This window comes from Fusibacter fontis, assembly GCF_055378735.1.
In genome coordinates this window covers 2,354,425-2,378,885 of the sequence record NZ_AP042445.1, presented here as the reverse complement: position 1 = coordinate 2,378,885, position 24,461 = coordinate 2,354,425, and the positions used below count along the sequence as shown (strand labels likewise).

Here is a 24,461-nt window from a genome sequence, read left to right as displayed (position 1 = left end):
AGGGGCGCGCAAGCGTCCTTTATGCTATAATGAAATAGATTTGAGAAAATGAATTTATTAAGTGTGGAAATTGCATAATTACCTTTTCGGTGTGAAAATCATGTGTTGATAAAATTAAAATGGCTCAATCACGCCATTTCAAAATTTGAGATTCTAATAAATTAGAACTCGATTCTAATAAATTAGAACTCGATTCTCACAAATAAGAATTATGCAATTTTCTAAAGTGATTGTATGATTAAAATGGATGGTGAAAAATGAAATTTAGATGTATGGCAACCGCTGTATTCGGTATGGAAGCAATTGTTGGACAAGAAATTAAATCCTTAGGATATGAAAACGTCGTTGTAGAGAATGGTCGTGTGTTATTTGATTCAGATGCGTATGGTATTGCAAAGGCGAATATTTGGCTTCGAACAGCTGAACGTGTTCACATTATCGTAGGCATGTTTAAAGCGACAACGTTTGAGCAACTTTTTGATCAAGTGTATAAGTTGCCTTGGGAAGTTTATTTAAATAAAGAAGCCACTTTTCCAGTAAATGCGAAGTCGGTAAAGTCTAAACTATTTAGCTTATCTGACATTCAAAGTATCAGTAAACGTGCAATTGTAAAAAAATTGTCCGGACTTTATAAAGTGGAGTGGTTTAAAGAAACTGCAGAAACTTATAGCATCACCGTTGGAATTTTAAAGGATGAAGTAACGGTTAGTATTGATACATCAGGCGCTGGACTTCATAAGAGGGGCTATCGTGAACGTGGAAATGATGCGCCTTTAAAAGAAACTTTAGCAGCTGGCTTATTATTGGTGAGCAAATGGCAGCCTAAAATTCATTTAATTGATCCATTTTGCGGTTCTGGAACGATTGTAATTGAAGCTGCCATGATGGCGAAAAATATTGCACCTGGATTAAATCGAAAGTTCGATAGTGAATTATGGCCGTTTATTGATCCTGCGATTTGGAAGCAAGCTCGAAAAGAAGCCTATGAGGCCATTTTACATGATGTGGATATTAAGATTGAAGGTTATGATATCGACCCACGATCTATTAAAGTTGCTAGAGAAAATGCTGAACTAGCAGGGGTTGAGGACATTGTCCACTTTCAAGTTCGCGATGTTAAAGACTTCAGTACGAAAGACCAGTACGGTTATATCATTTGTAATCCACCATATGGTGAGCGTTTAAATGAACTTGAGGATGTTAAGAAATTATACAAACTCATGGGAAAAATATTCTTGCCGTATAAAACGTGGTCTAAGTATATCATTACTTCTTATGAGGAATTTGAAACGACGTTTGGTGAAAAAGCGACAAAAAATCGTAAACTATACAACGGTCGAATCAAAACGTATTTCTATTTATACTTTGGCGAAAAGCCACCGAAAAAATTGTCTGAAATTTAGACTTATTTAGAGGCGAATACATGAAAATAGGGCGTGGACTTTCTTTAACGATATTACTCATTTGCATATTTTTATCCGTTCAGTTTGAGAACGTCATTTCTCAAGCATCCAAAGTAGTAGCAGATAATTATAAGCGAACCCATCAAATATTTTTCAATCTCAACAATGACTTTGAAAATCGCGCTCAGGTGATTACTACGTCAGATGCTTACATTATCGCTGGTCGAACTGCGGTTCAATATATTTCAGATGAAGGTATGTTGCTGTGGGAAAAGGATATTTCATCAAAAAATGTCTGTATCGCTGAAGGGGACGATTATTTTGCCATAGCGGAACAAAAAGCGGGCGATATATTTTTAGTCGATTCGAAAGGGAATATAGTAACAAAAAGATATGGATTAGGGACAATTTTGTCTGTTAAATGTTTTGAAGACTATATTGCAGTGGTTAAAGACAATCAAGAATTTTTGCTGTTAGACAGTCAGTTGAAAACACTTTGCAGCACAGTACTTCCAAAGGGAACCGTCATTGATTATGAGGTCGATGTAAAATCTCAAAACGCCATTATTGCGATATTGGATTTAAGTCGAAATGAGTACAATACTAAGGTTGTTTTAACTTCATTTAATGGAACGATTGTAGGAGGCAGTAACATAGAAAAGCAAATCGCATATGATGTTGCCGTATTTGATCAGCAGCTTTATGTTTTAACGGATCAAGGCATCTCGTATTTTGGATTTGATGGAAAATTAACTGGAAATTATAAAGCAAAACAAACGATTTCAAAATTTATTCTCGCAGAGTCACCTTGGCTGTTTTTCGTCCCTAACACGGGAGAAAATCAGACGGTTTCAACGCAAAAAAATAAAATTGTACAGGTGGCAACAGATAATAAAGTGCTTCAAGAATTCAAACTTCCTATTGAAACGATCAAAGGCATGTACCAAATTGGAGAAAAGCTATTGGTCTACGATGAAAAAGAGCTATTTATTTTAAGTAAGGAAGGTAAAATGCTTGAATCCTATCGCGTAAAAGATGAGATTAAAAACGTACATGTAATCAGTAAGCACAGTTTTGCAATAGAATTTATCAATCACTTAGATGTCTATAACTTGAAATAATAGGAGGAATCATATGAATTGGGTTGATATTGTGGTCATTGTCATCATTGGAAGTGCCATGTATACGGGGTGGAAGAAAGGACTGATTTACGCAATCATTGAATTTTTTAAGTGGATTGTAGCGGTTATCATTGGGAAACTCTTTCATGTTCAATTTACCGCTTTCTTAGTGAAAATTTTTGGCGATCCAACCCCTAAAATTTCAAAACAAGTGAGTCAATATTTATTGAAAAAACTTCAACTTCAGTCTGGGGTGGATGCCCCAATGGGTCAAGAACAAATGGATCAAGCTGTTGGAGTTTTAAAAATTCCTATGGGATTTGCAGATAAAATCAAAGACAGTTTGCATGATAAGGTTGCCGCAACGACGACTGATTTTGTCAACACCGTGTCTGCACAGATGAGCGAAATGATATTAAATGCCCTTGGTTTTATTGCACTTGTTTTATTCGTTGTGGCGTTATTGAGCTTTTTACAGATTTTTAGTCAGTTTTTATCAAAATTGCCTGTGATTCATACATTTAATAACGGCGGAGGATTAATCGTCGGTTCTGCTCTAGGAGTTGTAAGTGTTTACTTTGGCATGACCATGCTAACCTATCTAAGTGTATTTAATTGGGCAGATCAGATACTAAATGCCGTTGAAAAATCTCAGTTTGCGATTTATTTTTATAAGTACAACATTTTGCAATATGCTTTTCAATATATGGTATTTAAGTTGAAATAATGAGGTGATTTCTAATGGAAATAAAAATTGATGCAAGAGGGCTTGCTTGCCCTAAACCAGTTATTGAAACAAAAAAAGCTTTAGAGGGCATTCAAGAAGGGAACATTATTACAGTGGTGGATAATTTAATTGCACGGGATAATGTCTCAAAGTTGGCAAAGAGCCTGAAACTTCATTTTTGTGTCTCTGAAAATGAAGGTGCTTATGAAATTAGTATTTTTAAAGGTGCATATGCACAGTCGCCAGAAGAAACCGTTCAAAAAAGACCAGATTTAGCCAATATGGCCGTGTATGTGAGCCGAGATGTCATGGGAGAAGGCGATCGAGAACTAGGAGAAGCGCTGATTAAAAGCTACTTCTATGCTTTATCAGAAAGCGAACCTTACCCAAAGGCCATTGTTTTTGTCAATTCTGGAGTCAAACTGCCTACGACCAATACACAGGTCATTGAGCACTTAAAAAAACTCGTTGAATTTGGAACAGAAATTCATGTATGTGGCGCATGTCTTGATTATTATGGACTTAAAGACATGCTTCAAGTTGGAAGTATTTCCAATATGTACGCCATAGTAGAAGTATTGAACGAAGCGAACAACACGTTTACGCTTTAATCAACACAACTTAACTTGTAGAAAGGTGAGAATTATGACGTTTTCACAAATTGAAACAAACGATCATCAAGAGGATGATTTGGTAAATGCAGAACAGACACATTATGTCATCACCTTTACATCGACACATCAAGCGATTAAATTTGAAAGAATGCTGTTACCGAATTTTGATATTGAGCTGATTCCAACCCCAAGAGAAGTGAGTGCAAGCTGTGGGCTGTCGCTCAAATTTACATCTCATGATCGGGCACAACTTCTAGAGGCCATATCAATAGAAAATAAACAGGGCATTCAGCTCTATATATTCACTAAAAATGAGAATCACTACGATGTAAAACCATTAAAATGGGAGGATTAAAATGCCGCTGAAACTCGAAATTGGCGATAAAATTACGACAAAAAAAGAACATCCTTGTGGTGGCAATTCCTTTGTCATATTGAGAGTTGGGATTGATTTTATTATAAAATGCGAAAAATGTGAAAAAGAAATCTGGATTCCACGTGTAAAAATTGAAAAACGCATCAAAGACATTTATCGAAACGGTGAAAAAATACAAAAGTAATGAATTGTAGGTAGTCAGTTTATTAATGTGAATATGCCTTTACTTTAGATGTACATAAGCCTTTACTTTAAATGTTGAATAAATGCAATATAAAAAAACTTGTCAAGCATATGGACAAGTGATATAATTCTAATGTTGTAAGTGCGACAACTGTCGCTACTTCTCTGCCCGTATAGGGCCATTATGTCCACAGGGAGGTGTAAATATGAGAAATTATGAGACTATTTTTATTTTAAAACCATCTATCGAAGAAGAAAAAAGAGTTGAGGCGATTGAAAAATTCAAATCAATTATTGCTGCAGATGGCGAAATACTAAAAGTTGAAGAGTGGGGTAACAGAAAACTTGCTTATGAGATTGAAAAACTCAGAGAAGGTTATTATGTATTAGTTAACTTTAATGCGAACCCGACGCTTCCGAAAGAACTCGAAAGAAATTTTAAAATTTCTGACGACGTGATTCGTTATATCATCGTAAATTTAGAAGACAAATAAGATAAAATGGGGGCTCATTAATGAATAGTGTAGTATTAATCGGGCGTTTGGCAAGAGACCCAGAACTTAGATTTGTTCCCGGAAGCGGGATGGCAGTAGCCAATTTTACGATGGCAATCGATAAAGGACTCACACGAGAAAAAAAGCAGGAATTTGAAAGCCAAGGTAGACCAACAGCTGATTTTATTCGAATTGTTGTTTGGGGAAAACAGGCTGAAAATTGCTCTCAATATTTAGCTAAAGGTAAACTCGTAGCAATTCAAGGATCGATTCAAACCAGCACTTATAAATCAACAGCAGGTGAGACACGATATACGACTGAAGTGCTTGCAAATCGAGTTGAATTCCTCGAATGGGGAGAAAAATCACAGTTATCACCAGGTAAGAGCGATGATTTTTCATTCGAAGGTAGTAACTTCGAAGATTTTCAATCGATTGAAGATGATGATGACGTTCCATTCTAAGTAGAAGGAGGAAAAACACTATGGTAAAAAGACGTAGAAAAAGAAAAGGTTGTGCTTTTTGTCAAGATAAAGTAGAATCTATCGATTATAAAGATACAAAAAAACTTCAAAAGTATCTTACTGAAAGAGGCAAAATATTGCCTAGAAGAGTAACTGGTACTTGTGCAAAACACCAAAGAATGGTGACAAGTGCAGTTAAAAGAGCTAGAATTATCGCTCTTTTACCTTTCGTAAATGATTGATGAATAGAAAAAACGCCATCCTAACGGGGTGGCGTTAATTTTTTTTGTAACATCTCGTCAAAAAATCTTGAAATAGTGTATAATCAATAGTACGAGTGTATATTATGTAAATTGGAATCCCAGTTCTTTGAGTGATTCATATACCGACGATAAATTTTAGTTAATCAATGGAGGAAAGCAACTTGAACAAGACGAAACAATTAACGGAAGCAGGAATTTTTTCTGTGATTATAGCCATTGGCATGATATTGATGTTCTATTTACCGATTGGACAGACGTTGTTAGCCTTTTTGATTCCTTTGCCAGTCATTATTGCATCGGTCAGAAATGAATCGAAGTACACCGTATTATCCGTCGTTGTAGCGTCGTTTGTAGCGGGATTTATAGTAACTTTTATGGCGAGCTTTACACTGGGCGTATTTATTTTTTCAGTTGGTTATCCACTTGGATTAGCGATAAAACGACGTGCGAGCAATTTAAGAACGGTGTTGATCGGCACTTTAGGTGTCATCATTGGACTATTATTAATGATGTCGGTAACCGAACTTTTAACGGGTATTTCTCTGCAAGAAGCTTTAGATGAGATGTTTCAACTAAGCAGAGAGATGCAGTCTGAACTCGTCGGCGTAACAGGAAATCTTGGAGACGCGTCAGAAGAAAGCATTGAAGCCATCAACAAAACTTTTGATTTATTGGAAAAAATGCTCAAAATGTTAATGCCTGCGATTATTATTGTTTTTTCAATGATATTAGCTTCTATCAATTTAGTACTGTCCAAGCAAATTCTTAAAAAAATGCACATTGATCATGTCCCTTTGGGAGGGTTTGAAGACTTTAAATATCCAAGGCATCTCGCTTACGGCAGTGCAGCCATGTTAATACTCTCGTACGTTATTGGAATGACTGGATTCATGGATGTTGAGATGTTATTATCCAACCTCGTTTATCTCTTTACCATGATGTTTGCAGTTCAAGGCGCAGCAGTATTGTATGCCCTTATTAAAAAGCGATTAGGTAAATTTGCATCAATCATCATTATTGTACTTTTTGCAGTTTTCGGAATGCTTCAGTACATGGCATTATTTGGGTTCTTTGATGTCTTAATCGACATTCGAAAATTGAGCAACAAAAAAACAGAATAAATAGAAGCAATGATGAATAAAAGCACTAATAAATATCAGCAATAATAAATAGATTGATAAATCATCAGATGCAGCAATTTTAAGGATTGATGATACGATATGGGGTAGACATATGGGAAGTAATAAAATGAGTAACCCGTTCAAAGAGACGATGAATCTCTATCTAATAGTCATTGCCATTAACGTGATTTTACTCGCGTTATATAACTTGCTATTGGGAATTGCCGGGCTGCTCGTACTCATCAGCTTGATTATTTATAATAGCCTTTCAAGTCGAGCAAAAATTCACAAGTGGAAAAAATATATTGAAGCTTTATCAACGCATATTGATAGTGCAGCGCGATATGCTGTATTCAATTTACCAATTCCACTGGTAGTAACGGACTTAGATGGCAAAATCAATTGGTACAATTCGAAGTTTTCCGAAACTTTGTTAGATAGTAATGCGATTGGTAAGAGTATCATCTCGTATATTCCCTCTATTACAATGGAACAATTGAAAAGCGGGGAACATATTGATAATGTGCGAGTGGGTGATCGAACTTTTAGCGTCTATGCCAATATGGTCAATCTTGAAGAAGACATTCCACAAAATTATGTGGTGATGCTCTATTGGTTTGATACAACTGAGTATTCAGAGCTCAAAATGAAATACGATGAAGAAAAACCGGTTTTAGCCCTCATCAATGTCGACAATTTTGAAGATGTTATGAATGAGACAAAAGAAGAAAAAATACCATTTGTGACTTCAGAAATTGAAAAACGTGTGAGCCTTTGGGCAACCCGTATGAATGGTATGATTAAGCGATATCAAAAGGACAAATACCTCATTATTTTCGAGTCAAAATATCTTGAAAATTTGGAAGCGAAAAAGTTTTCAATTCTAGATGATGTCCGTGAAATTGACGTAGGCAATCGAATTCCAGTGACTTTAAGTATTGGAATAGGCGTTAATGGAACGACCCCTGTTCAATTAGAAGAAGATGCGTATGCTTGCTTAGAGCTCGCACTCGGACGTGGTGGAGATCAAGCTGTCATTCGCAGAAAAAATGCATTTGAATTCTACGGCGGAAAGACGAAAGCTGTAGAAAAACGCAATCGCGTGAAGGCAAGAGTGATAGCACATGGTTTTAGATCGCTCATTGACGAAAGCAATCGCGTCATGATTATGGGACATAAAAATCCAGATATGGATTCATTTGGCGCAGCACTAGGCATCTATAGATGTGTTCTCAATCGAGGTAAAGAGGCCTTTATCGTGCTAAATGAAGTAAACGAAAGCATTCGCACAGTTTACAAAACTGTTGAAAATAAAGAAGCGTACAAATTTCTAAGTTCAGATGACGCAATCGATTATTTAGATGAGCGTACACTTGTGGTGGTAGTCGATACACATAAACCAAGCTTAACGGAGTGCCCAGAATTGATTGAACACTCCAATCGCGTGGTGCTCATCGATCATCATCGAAGAAGCACAGAATTTATCGATAAAGCAGTCCTAAAATACATGGAGCCCTATGCTTCGAGTACATCTGAACTCGTGACAGAAATTCTTCAGTACATGGAAAATAAACCGAGAATTGAAAAAGAAGAAGCAGATGCGCTCTTGGCAGGCATCACCGTGGATACAAAGAATTTTACATTGAAAACAGGTGTGCGAACTTTTGATGCTGCAGCGTATTTAAGAAGACAAGGTGCAGATACCACAAGAGTTAGACAGTTGTTTCAAGACGATTTGCAGACATTTATTGAAAAAGCGGCTATTGTTGGAACTGCCATTCGTCATCGAGAATCTGTAGCAATCTCTACAGCGTTTATACACAGTGAAAACATACAGTTAATTGCAGCCCAAGCAGCAGATGACTTGCTCGACATTAAAGGCATCATTGCCTCCTTTGTCATTGCGAAAAAAAATGATGGTACCGTGTTTATTTCAGGACGCTCGCTCGGCGACATCAATGTCCAGATCATTCTTGAAAAATTAGGTGGTGGTGGACACCTTGAAGTAGCAGGTGCTCAGTTTCATGATACCGATATTGAAACCATTAAAGAAAAATTAATCGTCAGTATAGATCAATATTTTGAGGAAGGTGTGACAAAATGAAAGTAATTTTATTAAAAGACATTAAAGGAACAGGTAAAAAAGGCGAAATCATCAATGCAAGCGATGGACATGCACGTAATTTTCTCATTCCAAGAGGATTAGCAAAAGAAGCGACGGATGGAAGTGTACGCGAGTTAGAACATCAAAATGCATCAAAAACCAAACGCGAAGAAGAAGCGTTGGCACAGGCAAAAGAATTGGCAGAGAAAATTAGCCAACTGGATGTAACGATTAAGACAAAAGCTGGAGATGGTGGAAGATTATTTGGATCGATTACAAACAAAGACGTTTCTGACTTGATTAAGAAAAAATACAACATCGACTTGGATAAAAAGAAAATCATCATGGACCAACCGATCCGTACACTTGGAACGACAAATGTAACTGTGAAGGTATATCCAAAAGTGAGCACACAACTTAAAATTCACGTTGTAGAAGAGTAGTTCATAGAAGCGTTATTCATACCAAAAGTTCATTGCGACAGGTAATGAGGCAATTGCCACAAAGTATAAGAAACGCAGGATGAATTAAAACGAAATTGTAATGATTTAGTACATTCAATACGAGAATATAAAGAAATCTTAAAGCACATTTATCTTGAAAAGTTGTATGATGAATTTAAGACAACTGGGCATGACAGACTGACAACTGGGAGTGACATAACGACACCACGGAAATGACAGAATGACATCTAGGTAGGACACAGCGGCATCTTGGTAAGACACAGTGACAGCTAGGTAAAACAAAAGCCTTCGGGCAACAGCTTAATAAGAAGATCTTCGGATCTTCTTATTTTATACTTAAAATTATCTGATATTTCAGAAAAATGCGTTAAAGAGGCTTCAAAAGGGTTAGAATAAAAGTAGAGTCATCATCATTACAAAATATGGGGGGTACATATGATTGAATCCGTTAAAAAAGAAATTAAGAAAACCTTAGTGGGAAAAGATGCAGCAATTGAAGGCATTCTCATTGCTTTATTGTCTGGTGGACATGTGTTAATTGAAGATTTACCTGGTTTAGGTAAAACAACTTTGGCAAAGGCGTTTTCATATGCGCTTAATTGTAAGTATCGAAGAATTCAGTTTACACCTGACTTGATGCCTTCAGATCTCATTGGGATATCCATTTATTCCAAAGAAAAGCAAGAGTTCGTCTTTCATGAAGGCCCTCTTTTTACCAACATCTTATTAGCAGATGAAATCAACCGAACATCGCCAAAAACTCAGTCGAGTTTATTAGAAGCTATGGAAGAAGCACAAATCACAGTTGATGGAAAGACTTTGACGCTTGAAAAGCCATTTATCGTCATCGCAACAGAAAATCCAATTGAGCTGCAGGGCACATTTCCACTACCTGAGGCGCAATTAGATCGTTTTATGATGCGAATTTCATTGGGATATCCAACTACCGATGAAGAAATTGAGGTATTATCTCTTAAAGAAACACCTGCAGCCATTCAACCAGTGGTGACACAAGAACAATTAGCGCTCGCTCAGGCTCAAATTGAAAAAGTATACGTGGATCCAGCACTTAAGAAATACATTGTTAAACTCATTAAGGCAACACGCGACCATTCATCTATTAAGTTAGGCGCAAGCCCAAGAGCATCAGTTCATTTGTTTAATGGAGCGAGGGCAAAGGCGTACCTCGATGGGAGAGATTATGTCATCGCATCAGATATTAGCCAACTTTTTGAAACCATTATTGCGCATCGATTGATTCTAAAAGGTGAAGCGTTGCATCGTGGAAATGGACTCAAAGCATTGATGCAGGAGATCGTGGAATCGGTGGAAGTGCCAAAAGTGACTCGTTAGGCAAAACAATTATTGGGGGAAAGTGCCTATGCTCAAAGCAAAAAAATGGTTTTTATATGGCCTATCGGGTCTCTTATTGATCGTTGCCATATTATCCGGGGGTAAAACACTCTATCATTATTTCATCATTTTTATGTCTGTTTTACTGGCTTCACACTGGATACTTCGACACAACATCAAGAATTTATATATACAATATTTTACCAATGAACGCAGCGTCACTGTGGGAGACTCTATTAATATCGATTATAAAATTACCAATACGAGTATTGTACCCATTTTGCATACGCTCATTGAATTCAAAATGGATAAAAAGTTAAATGCAGACGCTGCTTTGAAAGAAATTGCTTATTTTAGAAATTATGACAAAATTAATTTTTCAAAAGACATCATTTGCAAGCACCGAGGATATTATAAAATTGGCCAAGTCAATGTTGAGATCTACGACCCACTCATGCTTGAAAAAAAAGCCATTGTCTATAACAAAGAGATTGATATCACCGTGTATCCCAAAGTCGTATCTTTGAAAGAACACGTGCATCAATCACAAGATTTGTTTGGTACGCTTAAATCTCACGAAAGAACACTAGAGGATCGAACAAATTTAATTAACATTAGACCTTATGTTCCTGGGGATCAAATTAAAAATATTCACTGGAAAGTCAGTGCTAAAACAGATCGTCTGCATACTAAGGAGTTTGAACAGACGGTGAATACGAAAAGTATCGTTCTTGTAGATGGTGCTTATGATGCTCAAATGAACCTAGAAAAAGAAGAAACGCTGGTCTCTTTTGCGGTTTCTTTAGTCAAGGGACTCATTGATCGCGACATCAAAACGAAAATTGTCCTAAATAACGGATATGCTCAACAATTTGAAGCGGAAACCACAAAAGATTTTCAGATGGTTCTAGAGATGTTTACTGCATTTGAAAGTAGTTCTGATGTTGAGTTCGCGCACTTTATGAAAATGCAAATGGAAGAATTTAGAACAGATCATGGCATGCTCAATGAAGCAATTGTCATCTTAACGCAATCGCTAAGCCCTTCTGTTCTTGAACTCTTACAAAACAACCAACAGAATATTCACCTTTACACATTTGATCCTAAGACGGTGGAATTGCGTGAATGCTATGAACGATTAGCAGATAATAAAGTCAAAATTCACTATATCGATCAGTTAATGGACGTGGCTTATGAAAATAAATAATCGATCTTCAAAATGGGTTTCTGGATTTCTCATGTGTCTATCTTTCATCATGATATTTCATTTTTTTAGTCCATTTTCATTAGATGGACTGGTTTTGATGAGCGCAACGACCCTTACGTATTGGGGCATCTATCTCTTAACTACCTATAAATCAATTGCATTAAAAGGACTTGGCATTGCCATTGCACTGATTTTGTTGATTTATAGTGCGGATTTTGTCTTAACACTTGCTCAAGGCAATCAAAGTGATGTCTATATTGAGAAAAGTCAAAATAAATCCAGTCCTACATCCAATTCAGAATCAAACGTTCAGGCGGTAAGACATAATATCAAGATTGTTCACACCTTGAAAGATGCAGTCGATTATCATAAAGTGATTCGATTTGGGAATTGGATGGTCAATGAACGTATTGAAAAAACCATCATAAACGGTGAAAAAATAGGACTCAATAAAGCATATGAACTTTATTTTCTGATGAGCATTGTCGCACTTTTAACGTTAATGATCTGGACGATTCTTGCCGTTAAGTGGTTAAACTGGATTGTTTTGATGCCAATTATCGGATTTATCGTCATTTGGTATTTCTATTTAGATTTGCCATGGACTTATAGTGGACTTTACTTTGCAGGCGTCTTATCTTTTTTTATTTTCATTCAGAGCGAAAGACAACTCAGTCAATTGGATGGCTATCGAACCTCGTACTATAAATCTGGAAGAGTGATGCGCATCACCATCCTTTTTGCGGGACTTATCATACTTGCTGGTAGTTTCATTTCTGCGTTTTTTCCTGTGAAACAAGTCAACTTTTTTGTCGATCTCATTACGCCGAATATCTGGGGAACTCGAAGTGGTTACGAGAGCAGTCAGTTCAGAATGTATTCCTTAAACGAAACGCCATACAAAGGCAGCAATGATATTTTAGGTGGACCCGTAGACCCTATCAATAGTGTGGACCCACTTTTTTGGGTGAAATTTGACCAACCGATTACTGAAGCTGTCTATTTAAAAACATCCATCAAAGATTACTACGATGGTTTAAAATGGATGAATAATGGAATCGTCTATAAAAATGGATTTAAGTACTATCTCAGTGATGAAAACAACCAAAAAATACTCAAGTCCGGTCAATATAACGGCATCAGTGGGACTGTGAAACTTAATCCGGATGAAATTAAAACGACCACGCTATTTACACCAATGGGACTATTTGAAACGACTTTAGGGGATGAAAAGGTCTATGTTTCTGCGGAAAATGAAGCTTTTTATAAAGCGGGCTTTTTTATCAAGCATCTCAAAGAATACAGTTTTAAAGCCAGTCAGAGCGATTTCTTTATCTCACCAGATGTTGATTATTTGCAGCTTTCTGATCGAATCGAGAGAAAAACTCTTGATTTGGGACTTGAACTTGGTTCATTTGCAAAAACGGATATTGAAAAGATTCAGCTCATTACCAATTTCTTATCTCAAAATTACGAATACACTTTAACCCCTGTGAGTAATTATAGTAGACGGGATTTTGTTTCTCAGTTTTTATTTGAAGGCAAACGTGGTTACTGTACGTATTTTGCATCCTCATTGGTGATTTTGTCACGTGCCAATGGGATTCCAGCTCGTTATGTGGAAGGTTTCCGCGTAGATCCTGATGAAGTCCATTCGGATGGTTCTTTTTCAAAGGTGACGGAAAAAGACGCACATGCATGGGCAGAGGTGTACTTGAAAGACTACGGATGGGTTATTTTTGAAAGCACACCATCCTATAGCGAGGCGCAATCAACTGTAGAAACTCCAACTTTGGCGATGCTGACAGATGAAGAGAAGGAAAACGTCGCAGTTACAGCGGATCCTTCGATTGAAAATACAAATTTCGGACCAGTTGATGTAGAGGGGCTTTTAATGGAAGGCGATGGGGGTCTGAAGAAAGGATCTGAAATAACGGTTGGCAAACGACGCGATCAGTCCATATCTTGGATTTGGTTTTTCTATATCGGTCTCGGACTTGTGGCGATTATTGGAATGACACTCTTTTGGATTTTGCCGATAGGTTTTATGAAACGTCAAAATACACATGCTTATGCAGTTAGAAGTATTTACTTCTTGACATATCTCATGACTCAAGCAAAAGACGGAAGTCATTTTGACCCAGAAGTGATACTGGAAAATGGTCACTATCTCACCCGGGAAAAAACGCTATGGTATAAAATTCTTTATGCACCAGCAAACAAAGTCAGTTCACAGGAAATTGTTGAATCAATTGACTTAAGTACGCGGTATACGAAGATCGCCAAGGAAAATTATATCCTGAAAAAAGGACGTTTTTCCTATCTTAAATTACGCTACTTTAAAGTTCACATAATGATTCCATAACATGCTATAATGGTTCATATGAAGAATCTAATGAAGTAGGGGTACAATCACATGAACTTAAAAACCATGCCACATGATATTAACGCTGAGCAAAGTGTTCTCGGTTCATTAATATTGGATAGTGATTTAATTGGCGATGTTTTAGATGTTATCAGTTCAGAGGACGAGTTTTATCACGAAGCCCATAAAGAAATATTTAGAACCATCAAATTTTTATTTTCAAATGGAAAAACTGTTGATATGATCACCATCGCAGATGAGTTGACTAAAAATCAACTCATTGATGCTGTTGGTGGATTTGAATATTTAACTGAGTTATCTGATGTAGGAACGTTGATTTCCAACGTGGTCAATCACTCAAAGATCGTGCATGAAAAATTCATGCTCAGAAGACTCATTCGCGCTTCAACTGAAATTGTTGAAAAAGGGTACGAATCACACGATGCAGAGCTCCTGCTTGAAGAAGCAGAAGCCAGTATTTTTGAGATTTCACAAAATCGAGATAAAAAAGGATTTCAGGAAATTTCGGATATTCTTCAGCTGACATATGAAAAAATTGTTCAGCTTCATGAAGATCCAAATGCACTTACGGGAATTCCAACCGGTTTTGACGCTTTAGATGAGATGACCAATGGCCTTCAAAGGTCCGATTTTATCTTGATTGCTGCGCGTCCTTCCATGGGAAAGACAGCCTTTGCACTGAATCTGTGTCAACATGCTGCTGTTAAAGAAAAGAAGAGCGTTGCGATTTTCAGTCTTGAGATGGCGGCAGATCAGCTGGTTCAGCGTATGCTGAGTGCACAGTCACTTGTCTCGATTTCCGATATTAGAACGGGACAAGTAGAAGATGACGATTGGTTTAAATTGGCACGGAGTAGTGCACAACTTGGAGAAGCCAAAGTATTTATCGATGACACGCCGGGGATTACCGTCGCAGAAATAAGAAGTAAATGTCGCCGACTGAAGATGAATCATGGACTCGATATGATTATGATCGACTACTTGCAATTAATGTCTGGCGGTGGAAAACAAGAAAATAGACAACAAGAAATTTCGACGATTTCTAGATCTTTAAAGGGAATCGCGAGAGAGATGAACTGCCCAGTGATTGCGCTTTCACAGTTATCCCGTGCGTCCGAACTGAGAGCAGACCACAGACCGATTCTATCCGACCTTCGTGAATCCGGAGCGATTGAGCAGGATGCCGATCTCGTTATGTTTTTATACCGTGATGAATATTATAATCCAGATACAGTGGATGAAAAATTAAAAGGCATCGGAGAAGTCATTATCGCCAAACAAAGAAATGGTGAGACTGGAAAGGTCTACCTTGCATGGCTTGGTAAATACACGAAATTTGCGAATACTTCTCAAATGAGGTGATGCCATGGAGCTTGTATTTAAAAAGTTAAAGCGGCAAGACACCTATGGATTTGCCAAATGGGGAAAACATGATGATCCCCGGTTTTTTCATTACAATTTTCCATTTCGGTATAAAGCCGAGTACGATGCGTGGTATTTTTCAAAGCAAAAATTATTTCGAAAGAAAGTCTTTGGACTCTTTTCCAATGGTGATCCGGTGGGGTTTATTACGCTTAAACACATCAACTATTTGAAAGGAAGAGCTGAACTCGGTGTGGCAGTGGATCCAAACCACTTGTCAGAAGGTTATGGTTCTGAGATGATTAGACGGTTTCTCAGTTATGTTTTTACGCATTATCCAATTCATACCATGAGACTCAAAGTCGCGCATTTTAACTTGCGCGCTCAAAAGAGCTATGAAAAAGTGGGTTTTGTCAAAATAAATGAAGTGAGAGAACCTTTTGAAGAACAATCCTACAAGGATTTGATCTACTCAACCTATCCAGATCAGTTCGATCTAGATGACGATATTTTATATACGACTTTTTATGTGATGGAAATTAAAAAGCATCCATGATAAATACAAACATTCATGGTAATGAATAGCATGTGTGTCAAATGAAATGATTTATAAATACGAACACTTATAATGGCTGACAGAGTACGGTAAAAAAACACGTAATTTGTCAGCTTTTGTTTTAAATTTGGTCTAGATTAATCCCTTGAAATAGACTATAATTTACTTAATGTATTTTTTATGTATTTTGTATTCATTGTAAAACATCAACGATCTTGGAGGCCATTTCATGTTGGATACAGATAAAAGTATTCAAATTAAATCTCGTGCAAAAATTAATTTATCTCTGGACGTCTTAGGACGACGAGACAATGGGTATCACGATGTGGAGATGGTGATGCAACAAATCAATCTTTATGATATCGTAACCATCGAAAAGAGTGCAAGTGGCATTACTCTGACTTGTTCAGATCATTTTTTACCGACAGATGATAAAAATCTGGCATATCGAGCAGCGCAATTGATGATGGATTTATTCAGTTTAGAGGTGGGTTTTCGCATTCATATAGAAAAGAATATTCCCATTGCTGCAGGTTTAGCTGGGGGAAGCACCAATGCGGCAGCTGTTATCACTGGCATCAATGAGCTCTGTCAGTTAGGATTGTCTACTCAAAAACTTCAAGAAATTGGCTTCCAACTTGGCGCAGATATTCCCTTTTGTTTTATGGAAGGCTGTGCTGTTGCAAGAGGTTTAGGTGAGCAATTGACACCTATTCGCGGTTTTGAACACGCTTGGATGGTACTCGTTAAACCCAATTTCGGCGTGTCTACAAAAGAGGTGTATACACAGTTAAATTTGGATGCGATCACAGAACATCCAGATACTTCGCGAATGATACAAGCACTTGAAAATCAGAATAAATTTGAGATTTATACACAGATGATAAACGTCTTAGAGTCCGTTACGCTCAAATTGTATCCTAAAGTATCCGAGATTAAGTCCACATTGAGTGAATTTGGAGCGGATTCTGTGCTGATGAGTGGTAGTGGACCGACTGTATTTGGTTTTTTTAGTACATATGAGCGCGCTAAAACGGCACATAAGAAATTAAAGATGATTTACCCACAAAGCTATGTGGTTTCAACATATAACGGATAAATGAGAGAAGGAGAGATGATTTTGAATTTTGATAAATTAGAGATTAGAAATTATAAACCATTGGGAGAAGTTGTATTTGAATATCTCAGAAATGCGATTTTGGCGGGAGAATTGAAACCAGGCGAGCGTTTAATGGAAGTGACCATAGCCGATCAACTCGGGGTGAGTCGTACGCCAGTTAGAGAAGCTATTAGAAAACTTGAAAAAGAAAGTTTTGTCATCATGATTCCGAGAAAAGGCGCGTATGTAGCAGATTTGACGAAGAACGACATCATTGAAGTCCTTGAAATCCGAAAAGAACTTGAAGGCTTTGCAGCTTACTTGGCGGCTGAACGCATGTCCGATGCAGAAAAAGAGAGTTTGGCGCGAATTGTGGAAAGTTTCAACGATTCAATGGAAAGCATGGACAAAAAAAATATGATTGAAGCGGATAACGAGTTTCACTCCTTGATATTTGAAGCGACTAAAAATCAACGACTCATCGCCATTATTTATGATCTACATGACCAATTCCAACGTTTTAGACTCATCTATTTCAACGAGTTTAACAACTTCAAAGAAATTCAAGAATCACATAATCGCATATTTGATGCCATCATTAAAAAAGACGGTGCACGTGCTAGAAAAGAAGCGGAAAATCACGTGGAAAGCATTCGTACGCTAGTTAACAAATGGATAGTAGAATAGGACAAGATATGATTGCGAGCGAAATAAGCCAGAATAAGCAAGTTTTATCGATACAAGTAGATTCTGTGATTATTAGTCCTGAAGGGGAAACGCAGGAGATGACTTTGTATACGGAAGCGACATATAAAGTCGAGCGAAACAAGCAATATCTCATGTACGACGAGACGGAAATCAGCGGTATGGATGGAACTAAAACGCTTTTATCGTACGATGGGACATCGGTTCATATCAGACGCTATGGCGATGTAAAAAGCAACCTGAAAATTCAGTTACAAGAATCTTTTGAGAATTTTTATACGACACCTTATGGCACATTCATCATGACCACTTATGGCGAATCATTTAAGTGGGATGAGAATAGAATTGACATCGAATTATGTTATCAGCTCACAATAGAAGGGGATCACGAATTGCCTTCCACTGTAAGAATTAAGATACGGCAATTGAATACTTCCCTGTTGGAGGAATAAAGATGTCTGTAAGATCTCAAAATAATAGTGAAGAGAATTTTTCCCGACACCGACTGTATCAAGTGGTACTGTTGGTGGTTCTTTTAAGCGTCATACCGACGATGTTGGTCGTGTTTACAGATTTGAAAACACTTTCTGAAGTGTATTTTGTCATGGCGATTTACACTACATCGCTTTTTATGTTGGGATTTTTATATCTACTTAAAGTTGAACGGATGAATTACAATGAAATGAAAGCCTTTATCAAGAAAGAGGGCATTATTTCTGAAGAGTTAGTCAAAATCAACACAGAAGAAAAACTTAAAAATATACTTTCACTTGAATTTGAGCGGTGCTATGACAAAAATAGCGAGTCTTCCATTATTTTTTTTGATATTGATGATCTGAGTATCATCAATCGCCAATACGGATTCAACACGGGCGATCAGGTGATCATTCAGCTAATATTGACCATGCGTAAGTACATTTCAGAGTCTGAGCGTATTCGAAATACAGGTGCGATGGTGGCGAGAATCAAAGGGGATACATTTGCCCTTGTGATGCCAGATGTCACAGCTAAAGATGCTTACATTGAAGCTGAACATTTAAAAATGCTCATAGACACCATGAAGTGGGGAATTCATCAGGCGATTACATGTCGTTTTGTGGTACTCCCCATGAATCAATGGTCTTCTGAAGACAAATTTTTAGAACTGGCATATGAAAAATTGCATATGGCAAAGGACTACGGAAAAGGTGTTATCCTATAAAGAAACATGCCCAAAATTAAGCGAACGCCCAATTTTGGGCATATCTATATCAATTGAACACAATTTTAGTTGAAACGAGGTGATCCATGCGGCTTATGTTAACTTTAGAACATATTAAATTATTACTTGAACATGTTAGTGATGGCATTCAAATTGTTGATAATAAAGGCAATCTGGTCTATTGTAATCGTAATTCTGCCCTTCTGGATGACATCAATATTCAAGAATCAATCAGCAAACATATTACTGAAATATATCCTTCTTTAAAAGAAGAAGAAAGCACGCTCCTAAAAGTGCTTGCAACGAAGGAACCGATTCTCAACAGAGAGCAAACGTATCGCACATACAAAGGTAAAAATATTGCGACGATTAATAGTACACTTCCGATTATTCATCACCAAAAAATCGAAGGTGCAGTTGAAATTTCAAGAAATATTACCTCGTATAAAGAATTAACTGAAAAAGTCATAGATCTTCAAACGCGTGTCCATAATACGGAAGAAAGCGAGAGGCGACACAGTTTTTCTGCGAAAGGGTATAAGTTTACAGATATAATTACGACTCATGCGGAGTTCAATCGTGTGAAAACGATTGCGATGAAAGCTGCTAATACTGAAATCCCCGTATTGATTTACGGAGACACTGGGACGGGAAAAGAACTTTTGACGCAAGCCATACACAATGCCAGTCGTCGGAGTTTAAAGCCTTTTATTGCGCAAAACTGTGCAGCACTTCCAGGATCTTTGTTAGAAGGTATCCTTTTTGGAACGGTAAAAGGTGGATTTACAGGTGCTGTCGATCGTCCCGGTTTATTCGAACTAGCGGATTCTGGGACACTTTTTTTAGATGAAATCAATTCCATGCCAATGGAACTTCAAGCGAAACTCTTAAGGGTGTTGCAAGATGGTAAAATAAGGCGCATTGGAGATACAAAAGAAAGGCAAGTGGATGTCAGAATTTTAGCAGCCACGAACATTGAACCCAATCATGCAATTGAGCAGGGGTTGATTCGAAGAGATTTATATTATAGGCTCAATACAGTCACTCTTTGGATTCCTAAGTTAGCGGATCGCAAAGAGGATATCCAGCTTTTGACACAGTATTTTATTCGCAAGTATAATGGACTTCTTTATCGGAGCATCAAAAGTGTCTCAGATGAAGTGATGAAGTTGTTTTTAGCCTACCCTTGGGAAGGGAATGTTCGAGAACTAGAACACGTCATTGAAGGTGCGGTGAATTTTGTAGACACAGATATCATTCAAATTTCAGATTTACCCTATAATTTAAAGGCGTTTAATGATCAAATCAACGAACCAAAGACCATCACTTGTGAAGCAGATGCATCTGAAGGATTGGTTCTTGCACTGGAAAAGGCAGAAGCGCATATAGTAAGAACTGCCCTAGAAGAATGTGGGGGCAATATTGCAAAGACCGCTAGACGCCTTCAAATTCCTAGACAAACACTTCAGTATAAACTCAAAAAATACGAAATCGAATGAAGAACAAGCGAGTGCTCAATTTTGGGCACTTGTTTTTGTTTTAAAACACATGCTTTGTTATATAAGTTAGTAGCCTCCAAAATGAAGTTATTCGATATACTCTGTATTTTCAATACTTACAAGCATATTCTAACCCGAATTCACAATTGGGATATGCTTTAAAATCGTCGAGACAACTTACAAAAAGTCTGTTAAAAGTTTGGCATAGATTTTGCATGTATATGAATGGTACGAAAATTTGAGATGACAGTAACGAATACGATGGTGATTGATTATCATCGATTCGTGTAAGTAAGAGACAATTAAATTAAGAGATGATTTTGGAGGCAAGTATGAAAAAAGGATGTAAATTTGGTACACACCGCGTAATTGAGCCAGTGGGCATTTTACCACAACCAGCTCAAAAAATTTCAAACGACATGGAAATCTATGACAATGAAATTTTAATTGACGTACAGACATTAAACATCGACTCTGCATCATTTACACAGATTAAAGAACAAGCAGGTAGAGACGAAGCGAAAATCAAAGAAATTATGATGAACATCGTTGAAACACAAGGAAAACACAAAAACCCAGTGACAGGTTCAGGCGGAATGCTCATTGGTACTGTGGCTCAAATCGGTGACGCTCTTATTGGCAAAACGGATTTAGCCGTTGGCGATAAAATCGCAACATTGGTTTCCTTATCGTTGACACCACTCGTAATAGAAGAAATCCTAGATATTCGTATGAATATCGATCAAGTAGATATCAAAGGTCAAGCAATCTTATTTGAAAGTGGTCTATATGCGAAAATTCCATCAGATATCCCTGAAAATTTAGCACTTTCAGTACTTGACGTAGCAGGTGCTCCAGCTCAAACAGCAAAACTCGTTAAACCAGGTCATACCGTACTTGTAATCGGTGGCGGCGGTAAATCGGGTATGCTGTGTTTATATGAAGCGAAAAAACGTGCTGGCGTAACAGGTCAAGTAATCTGTTTACAACACAGCGATGCAACAAAAGAACGCGTGATGGGTGCTGGAATTGCCGATGATTTTATCGTAGCAGACGCAACAAATGCAGTTGAAGTGCTTAGAAAAGTTGAAGAAGTGACAAATGGTAAAATGTGTGACATCGTAATCAACTGCGTTAACGTTCCAAATACAGAGATGTCTTCTATTTTAGCGACAAAAGACGACGGTCTTGTATACTTCTTTAGTATGGCGACAAGCTTTACAAAAGCAGCACTTGGTGCTGAAGGCGTAGGCAAAGACGTGACAATGATCGTTGGAAATGGTTATACAAAAGGACATGCTGAAATTACACTACAAATTATGAGAGAAAGTGCTGTTTTAAGAAAAATCTATGAAGAGCTTTACGCATAAGGAGGCGGGTATTATGAGACACTATACTGAGATCGAAATGTGGAAAAATGCAACACAAGCAGAATGGGATTCATGGGAATGGCAAGTAAGAAATAGAATTACTACATTGGAACAACTCAAACAAGTGGTAACACTCACTGAAAAAGAAGAAGAAGGCGTAATCAAATCCCTTGAAATTTTAAGAATGGGAATCACACCTTACTATGCACTTTTAATGGATAAAGAAGATCCAAAATGTCCAGTGAGAATGCAAGCAGTTCCTACTATCTATGAAACTTACAAATGTTCTGCTGATATGGATGACCCATTACACGAAGATGGCGATTCACCAGTTCCAGGGATTACACACAGATATCCAGACCGCGTACTGTTCTTAATTACAGATATGTGCTCAATGTACTGCCGTCACTGTACAAGAAGAAGATTTGCTGGTCACAATGATGGTGGCGTTCCAAGAGCGAGAATTGATGCAGCAATCGATTATATTGCAAGAACTCCAGTTGTAAGAGACGTATTACTCTCAGGTGGCGATGCGCTTTTAGTTTCAGATGATTTACTTGAGTACATCATCAGCAAATTAAGACAAATTCCACACGTAGAAATTATTCGACTTGGTTCGAGAACACCAGTTGTGTGCCCACAAAGAATCACACCTGAACTCGTGAACATGCTCAAAAAATACCATCCAATTTGGTTAAATACACACTTTAATCACTCAAAAGAAGTGACTCCAGAAACTAAAAAAGCATGTGCAATGCTTGCAGATGCAGGTATCCCGCTTGGTAACCAATCGGTATTATTAAAAGGAATCAACGACAGCGTTCACATCATGAGAGATCTCGTACACGATTTAGTTATGATGAGAGTAAGACCTTACTACATCTATCAATGTGACCTTTCAACTGGTATTGAACACTTTAGAACGCCGGTTTCAAAAGGAATCGAGATCATCGAAGGTTTACGCGGCCATACTTCTGGTTACTGTATCCCAACGTTTGTTGTTGACGCACCAGGTGGTGGTGGTAAAATTCCAGTTATGCCACAATACATGATTTCGCAATCACCAGAAAAAGTGATTCTCAGAAACTATGAAGGCGTAATCACAACTTATGCTCAACCATCAAGCTATGACTTCGAAAAAGAAGGCGCAGTTGAAACGCAAGAGCAAAAAGATCACAAATTATTTGGCGTTGGCGGTTTATTACAAGGCAATAGAATTTCAATCGATTTAAAAGAACTTGAAAGAACTCAAAGAAGCCACCACGACGAAGAATAATAGCATCCCCCTTTTAAAAAGTAGAGAAAGATCATACAGTATACGGTATAAGGAATGATTACGGAGGCTTGCATGCAATTACTAGACTTATTTGAAACGGAATATCGAATTGTTTCCATCGTCGGTATGGCTAAGAATGCAGGCAAGACAGTGACACTCAATCAGATGATTGAGGAAATGAACCAACGCAACCTGTGTGTTGGATTGACGTCTATAGGGAGAGATGGAGAGCGTCAAGACATCGTCACAAAAACGGATAAACCGATGATTTATCTGAAAAAGAATTCAATCGTCGCTACGGCAGAGATGCTCTTTAACCTTTCAGAAGTTAAAATGGCAGTTCTGGAAGTAACAGAGCATCATACTGCTATGGGCAGAGTCATCATCGGTCGGACATTAAATGATGGTTATGTTCAAATAGGCGGTCCTTCAACAAATGCTGCCATTCGAAAAGTTTCAGAGAAAATGCTAGAATACGGCGCAGATTATGTCGTGGTGGACGGCGCACTTGATCGGACATCGTCCGCTTCACCAGCGATTACTGATGCCTGTATTCTTTCCACTGGAGCAGTTGTCAGCAGAGACATGATGAAAACAGTTGAGCAGACAGCTTATAAAGTTTCTTTGTTTAATCTTCCTGAGGTTGAAGATGAAGCCATCTGTGAGTTGTGGGAGCAAGCAGATGCGCTGAAACGCCCTATTTTAGTTAAAAATAGTGGAGAATTTGTTGTTTTAGAGGATGTGGCAACTGCCTTAAACGCAGGCAGAACCATTGCAAAAGCTATTGATGATGAAGTTAAAATGCTCATTATTCCAGGGGCTTTGGTGACGAAAACCGTTATGGAAATCATCCATACGACACCGCATTATAAAAACTTCGAATGGATCATTGGAGATGCCACTAAAGTCTTTATTGATTACAAAGACTGGCTTTATTTTATGCGCGTCGGCGTGCATATTAAAGTACGCCGCGCGATTAAATTAATCGCATTGACCATCAATCCCTATGCGCCTATGGGATATTATTATGATTCAGGTTCTTTTAAACAGGCATTAGAAGCGAAAATTTCACAGGTTCCAGTGCTTGATGTGATGCAGATGTAAAGATAGGAG

25 protein-coding genes are annotated in these 24,461 nt (G+C 37.7%); all 25 read left to right on the top strand.

The annotated features are described in order from the left end of the window. Window positions 1-257: 257 nt before the first annotated feature. The 25 genes from ACZ41W_RS10595 to kamB all read left to right on the top strand — a co-directional run bounded on the left by ACZ41W_RS10595 (window position 258) and on the right by kamB (window position 24,452). Window positions 258-1,403 carry a THUMP domain-containing class I SAM-dependent RNA methyltransferase gene (locus ACZ41W_RS10595; RefSeq protein ID WP_464311956.1) on the top strand — a complete coding sequence of 382 codons (1,146 nt, stop codon included), beginning with the start codon at window positions 258-260 and terminating at the stop codon, window positions 1,401-1,403. Window positions 1,404-1,423: 20 nt separating this feature from the next. Beyond that, the gene (locus tag ACZ41W_RS10590) at window positions 1,424-2,524 is read left to right on the top strand and encodes a DUF5711 family protein (protein WP_464311955.1); all 1,101 of its coding nucleotides are present in this window, start codon (window positions 1,424-1,426) and stop codon (window positions 2,522-2,524) included. Between the two features lie 13 nt (window positions 2,525-2,537). Further along, window positions 2,538-3,251, top strand: coding sequence for a CvpA family protein (locus tag ACZ41W_RS10585; protein WP_464311954.1), 714 nt, complete (start codon window positions 2,538-2,540; stop codon window positions 3,249-3,251). Between the two features lie 14 nt (window positions 3,252-3,265). Beyond that, window positions 3,266-3,862, top strand: a complete 597-nt coding sequence (gene yedF / locus ACZ41W_RS10580) for a sulfurtransferase-like selenium metabolism protein YedF (RefSeq protein ID WP_464311953.1) — start codon at window positions 3,266-3,268, stop codon at window positions 3,860-3,862. Between the two features lie 34 nt (window positions 3,863-3,896). Further along, window positions 3,897-4,220, top strand: a complete 324-nt coding sequence (locus ACZ41W_RS10575) for a putative Se/S carrier protein (protein ID WP_464311952.1) — start codon at window positions 3,897-3,899, stop codon at window positions 4,218-4,220. A gap of 1 nt (window position 4,221) precedes the next feature. Further along, on the top strand, window positions 4,222-4,425 hold the full coding sequence (locus tag ACZ41W_RS10570; protein ID WP_464311951.1) for a DUF951 domain-containing protein: 204 nt from the start codon (window positions 4,222-4,224) through the stop codon (window positions 4,423-4,425). A gap of 205 nt (window positions 4,426-4,630) precedes the next feature. After that, window positions 4,631-4,918, top strand: coding sequence for a 30S ribosomal protein S6 (rpsF, locus tag ACZ41W_RS10565; protein WP_464311950.1), 288 nt, complete (start codon window positions 4,631-4,633; stop codon window positions 4,916-4,918). A 20-nt stretch (window positions 4,919-4,938) separates the two neighbouring features. Continuing rightward, window positions 4,939-5,382, top strand: coding sequence for a single-stranded DNA-binding protein (locus tag ACZ41W_RS10560; protein ID WP_464311949.1), 444 nt, complete (start codon window positions 4,939-4,941; stop codon window positions 5,380-5,382). A gap of 20 nt (window positions 5,383-5,402) precedes the next feature. Next, window positions 5,403-5,624: a 30S ribosomal protein S18 gene (gene rpsR, locus ACZ41W_RS10555; RefSeq protein ID WP_464311948.1), complete on the top strand. Its 222-nt coding sequence runs from the start codon at window positions 5,403-5,405 to the stop codon at window positions 5,622-5,624. Window positions 5,625-5,806: 182 nt separating this feature from the next. Continuing rightward, entirely contained in the window at window positions 5,807-6,766 is a 960-nt protein-coding gene (locus ACZ41W_RS10550; protein WP_464311947.1) for a DUF2232 domain-containing protein, read from the top strand. Window positions 6,767-6,878: 112 nt separating this feature from the next. Continuing rightward, window positions 6,879-8,870, top strand: a complete 1,992-nt coding sequence (locus ACZ41W_RS10545) for a DHH family phosphoesterase (RefSeq protein ID WP_464311946.1) — start codon at window positions 6,879-6,881, stop codon at window positions 8,868-8,870. After that, window positions 8,867-9,313, top strand: coding sequence for a 50S ribosomal protein L9 (gene rplI / locus ACZ41W_RS10540; RefSeq protein ID WP_464311945.1), 447 nt, complete (start codon window positions 8,867-8,869; stop codon window positions 9,311-9,313). The genes ACZ41W_RS10545 and rplI overlap by 4 nt, the downstream gene beginning before the upstream one ends. Before the next feature lie 456 nt (window positions 9,314-9,769). After that, window positions 9,770-10,687, top strand: coding sequence for an AAA family ATPase (locus tag ACZ41W_RS10535; protein WP_464311944.1), 918 nt, complete (start codon window positions 9,770-9,772; stop codon window positions 10,685-10,687). A 28-nt stretch (window positions 10,688-10,715) separates the two neighbouring features. After that, window positions 10,716-11,894 carry a DUF58 domain-containing protein gene (locus tag ACZ41W_RS10530; protein WP_464311943.1) on the top strand — a complete coding sequence of 393 codons (1,179 nt, stop codon included), beginning with the start codon at window positions 10,716-10,718 and terminating at the stop codon, window positions 11,892-11,894. After that, complete coding sequence (locus tag ACZ41W_RS10525) at window positions 11,881-14,259, top strand: transglutaminase-like domain-containing protein (protein ID WP_464311942.1); 2,379 nt, start codon at window positions 11,881-11,883, stop codon at window positions 14,257-14,259. Before ACZ41W_RS10530 ends, ACZ41W_RS10525 begins: the two co-directional genes overlap by 14 nt. Window positions 14,260-14,310: 51 nt before the next feature. After that, window positions 14,311-15,642 carry a replicative DNA helicase gene (gene dnaB / locus ACZ41W_RS10520; RefSeq protein WP_464311941.1) on the top strand — a complete coding sequence of 444 codons (1,332 nt, stop codon included), beginning with the start codon at window positions 14,311-14,313 and terminating at the stop codon, window positions 15,640-15,642. A gap of 4 nt (window positions 15,643-15,646) precedes the next feature. Next, window positions 15,647-16,198, top strand: a complete 552-nt coding sequence (locus ACZ41W_RS10515; RefSeq protein ID WP_464311940.1) for a GNAT family N-acetyltransferase — start codon at window positions 15,647-15,649, stop codon at window positions 16,196-16,198. Window positions 16,199-16,427: 229 nt separating this feature from the next. Then, the gene (gene ispE / locus ACZ41W_RS10510; RefSeq protein WP_464311939.1) at window positions 16,428-17,297 is read left to right on the top strand and encodes a 4-(cytidine 5'-diphospho)-2-C-methyl-D-erythritol kinase; all 870 of its coding nucleotides are present in this window, start codon (window positions 16,428-16,430) and stop codon (window positions 17,295-17,297) included. 21 nt (window positions 17,298-17,318) lie between these two features. Beyond that, window positions 17,319-17,984, top strand: coding sequence for a GntR family transcriptional regulator (locus ACZ41W_RS10505; protein ID WP_464311938.1), 666 nt, complete (start codon window positions 17,319-17,321; stop codon window positions 17,982-17,984). Then, window positions 17,969-18,454: a YwiB family protein gene (locus ACZ41W_RS10500; protein WP_464311937.1), complete on the top strand. Its 486-nt coding sequence runs from the start codon at window positions 17,969-17,971 to the stop codon at window positions 18,452-18,454. Before ACZ41W_RS10505 ends, ACZ41W_RS10500 begins: the two co-directional genes overlap by 16 nt. Before the next feature lie 2 nt (window positions 18,455-18,456). Further along, window positions 18,457-19,203 (top strand): GGDEF domain-containing protein, encoded by a 747-nt coding sequence (locus ACZ41W_RS10495; RefSeq protein ID WP_464311936.1) that lies wholly within the window; start codon window positions 18,457-18,459, stop codon window positions 19,201-19,203. 86 nt (window positions 19,204-19,289) lie between these two features. Next, window positions 19,290-20,702: a sigma-54 interaction domain-containing protein gene (locus tag ACZ41W_RS10490; protein WP_464311935.1), complete on the top strand. Its 1,413-nt coding sequence runs from the start codon at window positions 19,290-19,292 to the stop codon at window positions 20,700-20,702. Between the two features lie 332 nt (window positions 20,703-21,034). After that, entirely contained in the window at window positions 21,035-22,072 is a 1,038-nt protein-coding gene (gene kdd, locus ACZ41W_RS10485; protein ID WP_464311934.1) for an L-erythro-3,5-diaminohexanoate dehydrogenase, read from the top strand. A gap of 13 nt (window positions 22,073-22,085) precedes the next feature. Beyond that, the gene (gene kamA / locus ACZ41W_RS10480; RefSeq protein WP_464311933.1) at window positions 22,086-23,348 is read left to right on the top strand and encodes a lysine 2,3-aminomutase; all 1,263 of its coding nucleotides are present in this window, start codon (window positions 22,086-22,088) and stop codon (window positions 23,346-23,348) included. Window positions 23,349-23,420: 72 nt separating this feature from the next. Beyond that, complete coding sequence (kamB, locus tag ACZ41W_RS10475; protein ID WP_464311932.1) at window positions 23,421-24,452, top strand: lysine 5,6-aminomutase reactivase subunit KamB; 1,032 nt, start codon at window positions 23,421-23,423, stop codon at window positions 24,450-24,452. Window positions 24,453-24,461 lie beyond the last annotated feature (9 nt).

Coding starts and splice junctions, on each gene's coding strand:
- kdd (WP_464311934.1), top strand. CDS start 21,035: ATGAAAAAAGGATGTAAATTTGGTACACACCGCGTAATTGAGCCAGTG.
- kamB (WP_464311932.1), top strand. CDS start 23,421: ATGCAATTACTAGACTTATTTGAAACGGAATATCGAATTGTTTCCATC.
- ACZ41W_RS10525 (WP_464311942.1), top strand. CDS start 11,881: ATGAAAATAAATAATCGATCTTCAAAATGGGTTTCTGGATTTCTCATG.
- ACZ41W_RS10530 (WP_464311943.1), top strand. CDS start 10,716: ATGCTCAAAGCAAAAAAATGGTTTTTATATGGCCTATCGGGTCTCTTA.
- ACZ41W_RS10490 (WP_464311935.1), top strand. CDS start 19,290: ATGCGGCTTATGTTAACTTTAGAACATATTAAATTATTACTTGAACAT.
- ACZ41W_RS10495 (WP_464311936.1), top strand. CDS start 18,457: ATGTCTGTAAGATCTCAAAATAATAGTGAAGAGAATTTTTCCCGACAC.
- ACZ41W_RS10515 (WP_464311940.1), top strand. CDS start 15,647: ATGGAGCTTGTATTTAAAAAGTTAAAGCGGCAAGACACCTATGGATTT.
- yedF (WP_464311953.1), top strand. CDS start 3,266: ATGGAAATAAAAATTGATGCAAGAGGGCTTGCTTGCCCTAAACCAGTT.
- ACZ41W_RS10595 (WP_464311956.1), top strand. CDS start 258: ATGAAATTTAGATGTATGGCAACCGCTGTATTCGGTATGGAAGCAATT.
- ACZ41W_RS10575 (WP_464311952.1), top strand. CDS start 3,897: ATGACGTTTTCACAAATTGAAACAAACGATCATCAAGAGGATGATTTG.
- ACZ41W_RS10545 (WP_464311946.1), top strand. CDS start 6,879: ATGGGAAGTAATAAAATGAGTAACCCGTTCAAAGAGACGATGAATCTC.
- rpsR (WP_464311948.1), top strand. CDS start 5,403: ATGGTAAAAAGACGTAGAAAAAGAAAAGGTTGTGCTTTTTGTCAAGAT.
- ACZ41W_RS10535 (WP_464311944.1), top strand. CDS start 9,770: ATGATTGAATCCGTTAAAAAAGAAATTAAGAAAACCTTAGTGGGAAAA.
- ACZ41W_RS10585 (WP_464311954.1), top strand. CDS start 2,538: ATGAATTGGGTTGATATTGTGGTCATTGTCATCATTGGAAGTGCCATG.
- ACZ41W_RS10560 (WP_464311949.1), top strand. CDS start 4,939: ATGAATAGTGTAGTATTAATCGGGCGTTTGGCAAGAGACCCAGAACTT.
- kamA (WP_464311933.1), top strand. CDS start 22,086: ATGAGACACTATACTGAGATCGAAATGTGGAAAAATGCAACACAAGCA.
- ACZ41W_RS10590 (WP_464311955.1), top strand. CDS start 1,424: ATGAAAATAGGGCGTGGACTTTCTTTAACGATATTACTCATTTGCATA.
- ispE (WP_464311939.1), top strand. CDS start 16,428: ATGTTGGATACAGATAAAAGTATTCAAATTAAATCTCGTGCAAAAATT.
- ACZ41W_RS10570 (WP_464311951.1), top strand. CDS start 4,222: ATGCCGCTGAAACTCGAAATTGGCGATAAAATTACGACAAAAAAAGAA.
- rpsF (WP_464311950.1), top strand. CDS start 4,631: ATGAGAAATTATGAGACTATTTTTATTTTAAAACCATCTATCGAAGAA.
- dnaB (WP_464311941.1), top strand. CDS start 14,311: ATGAACTTAAAAACCATGCCACATGATATTAACGCTGAGCAAAGTGTT.
- ACZ41W_RS10500 (WP_464311937.1), top strand. CDS start 17,969: ATGGATAGTAGAATAGGACAAGATATGATTGCGAGCGAAATAAGCCAG.
- rplI (WP_464311945.1), top strand. CDS start 8,867: ATGAAAGTAATTTTATTAAAAGACATTAAAGGAACAGGTAAAAAAGGC.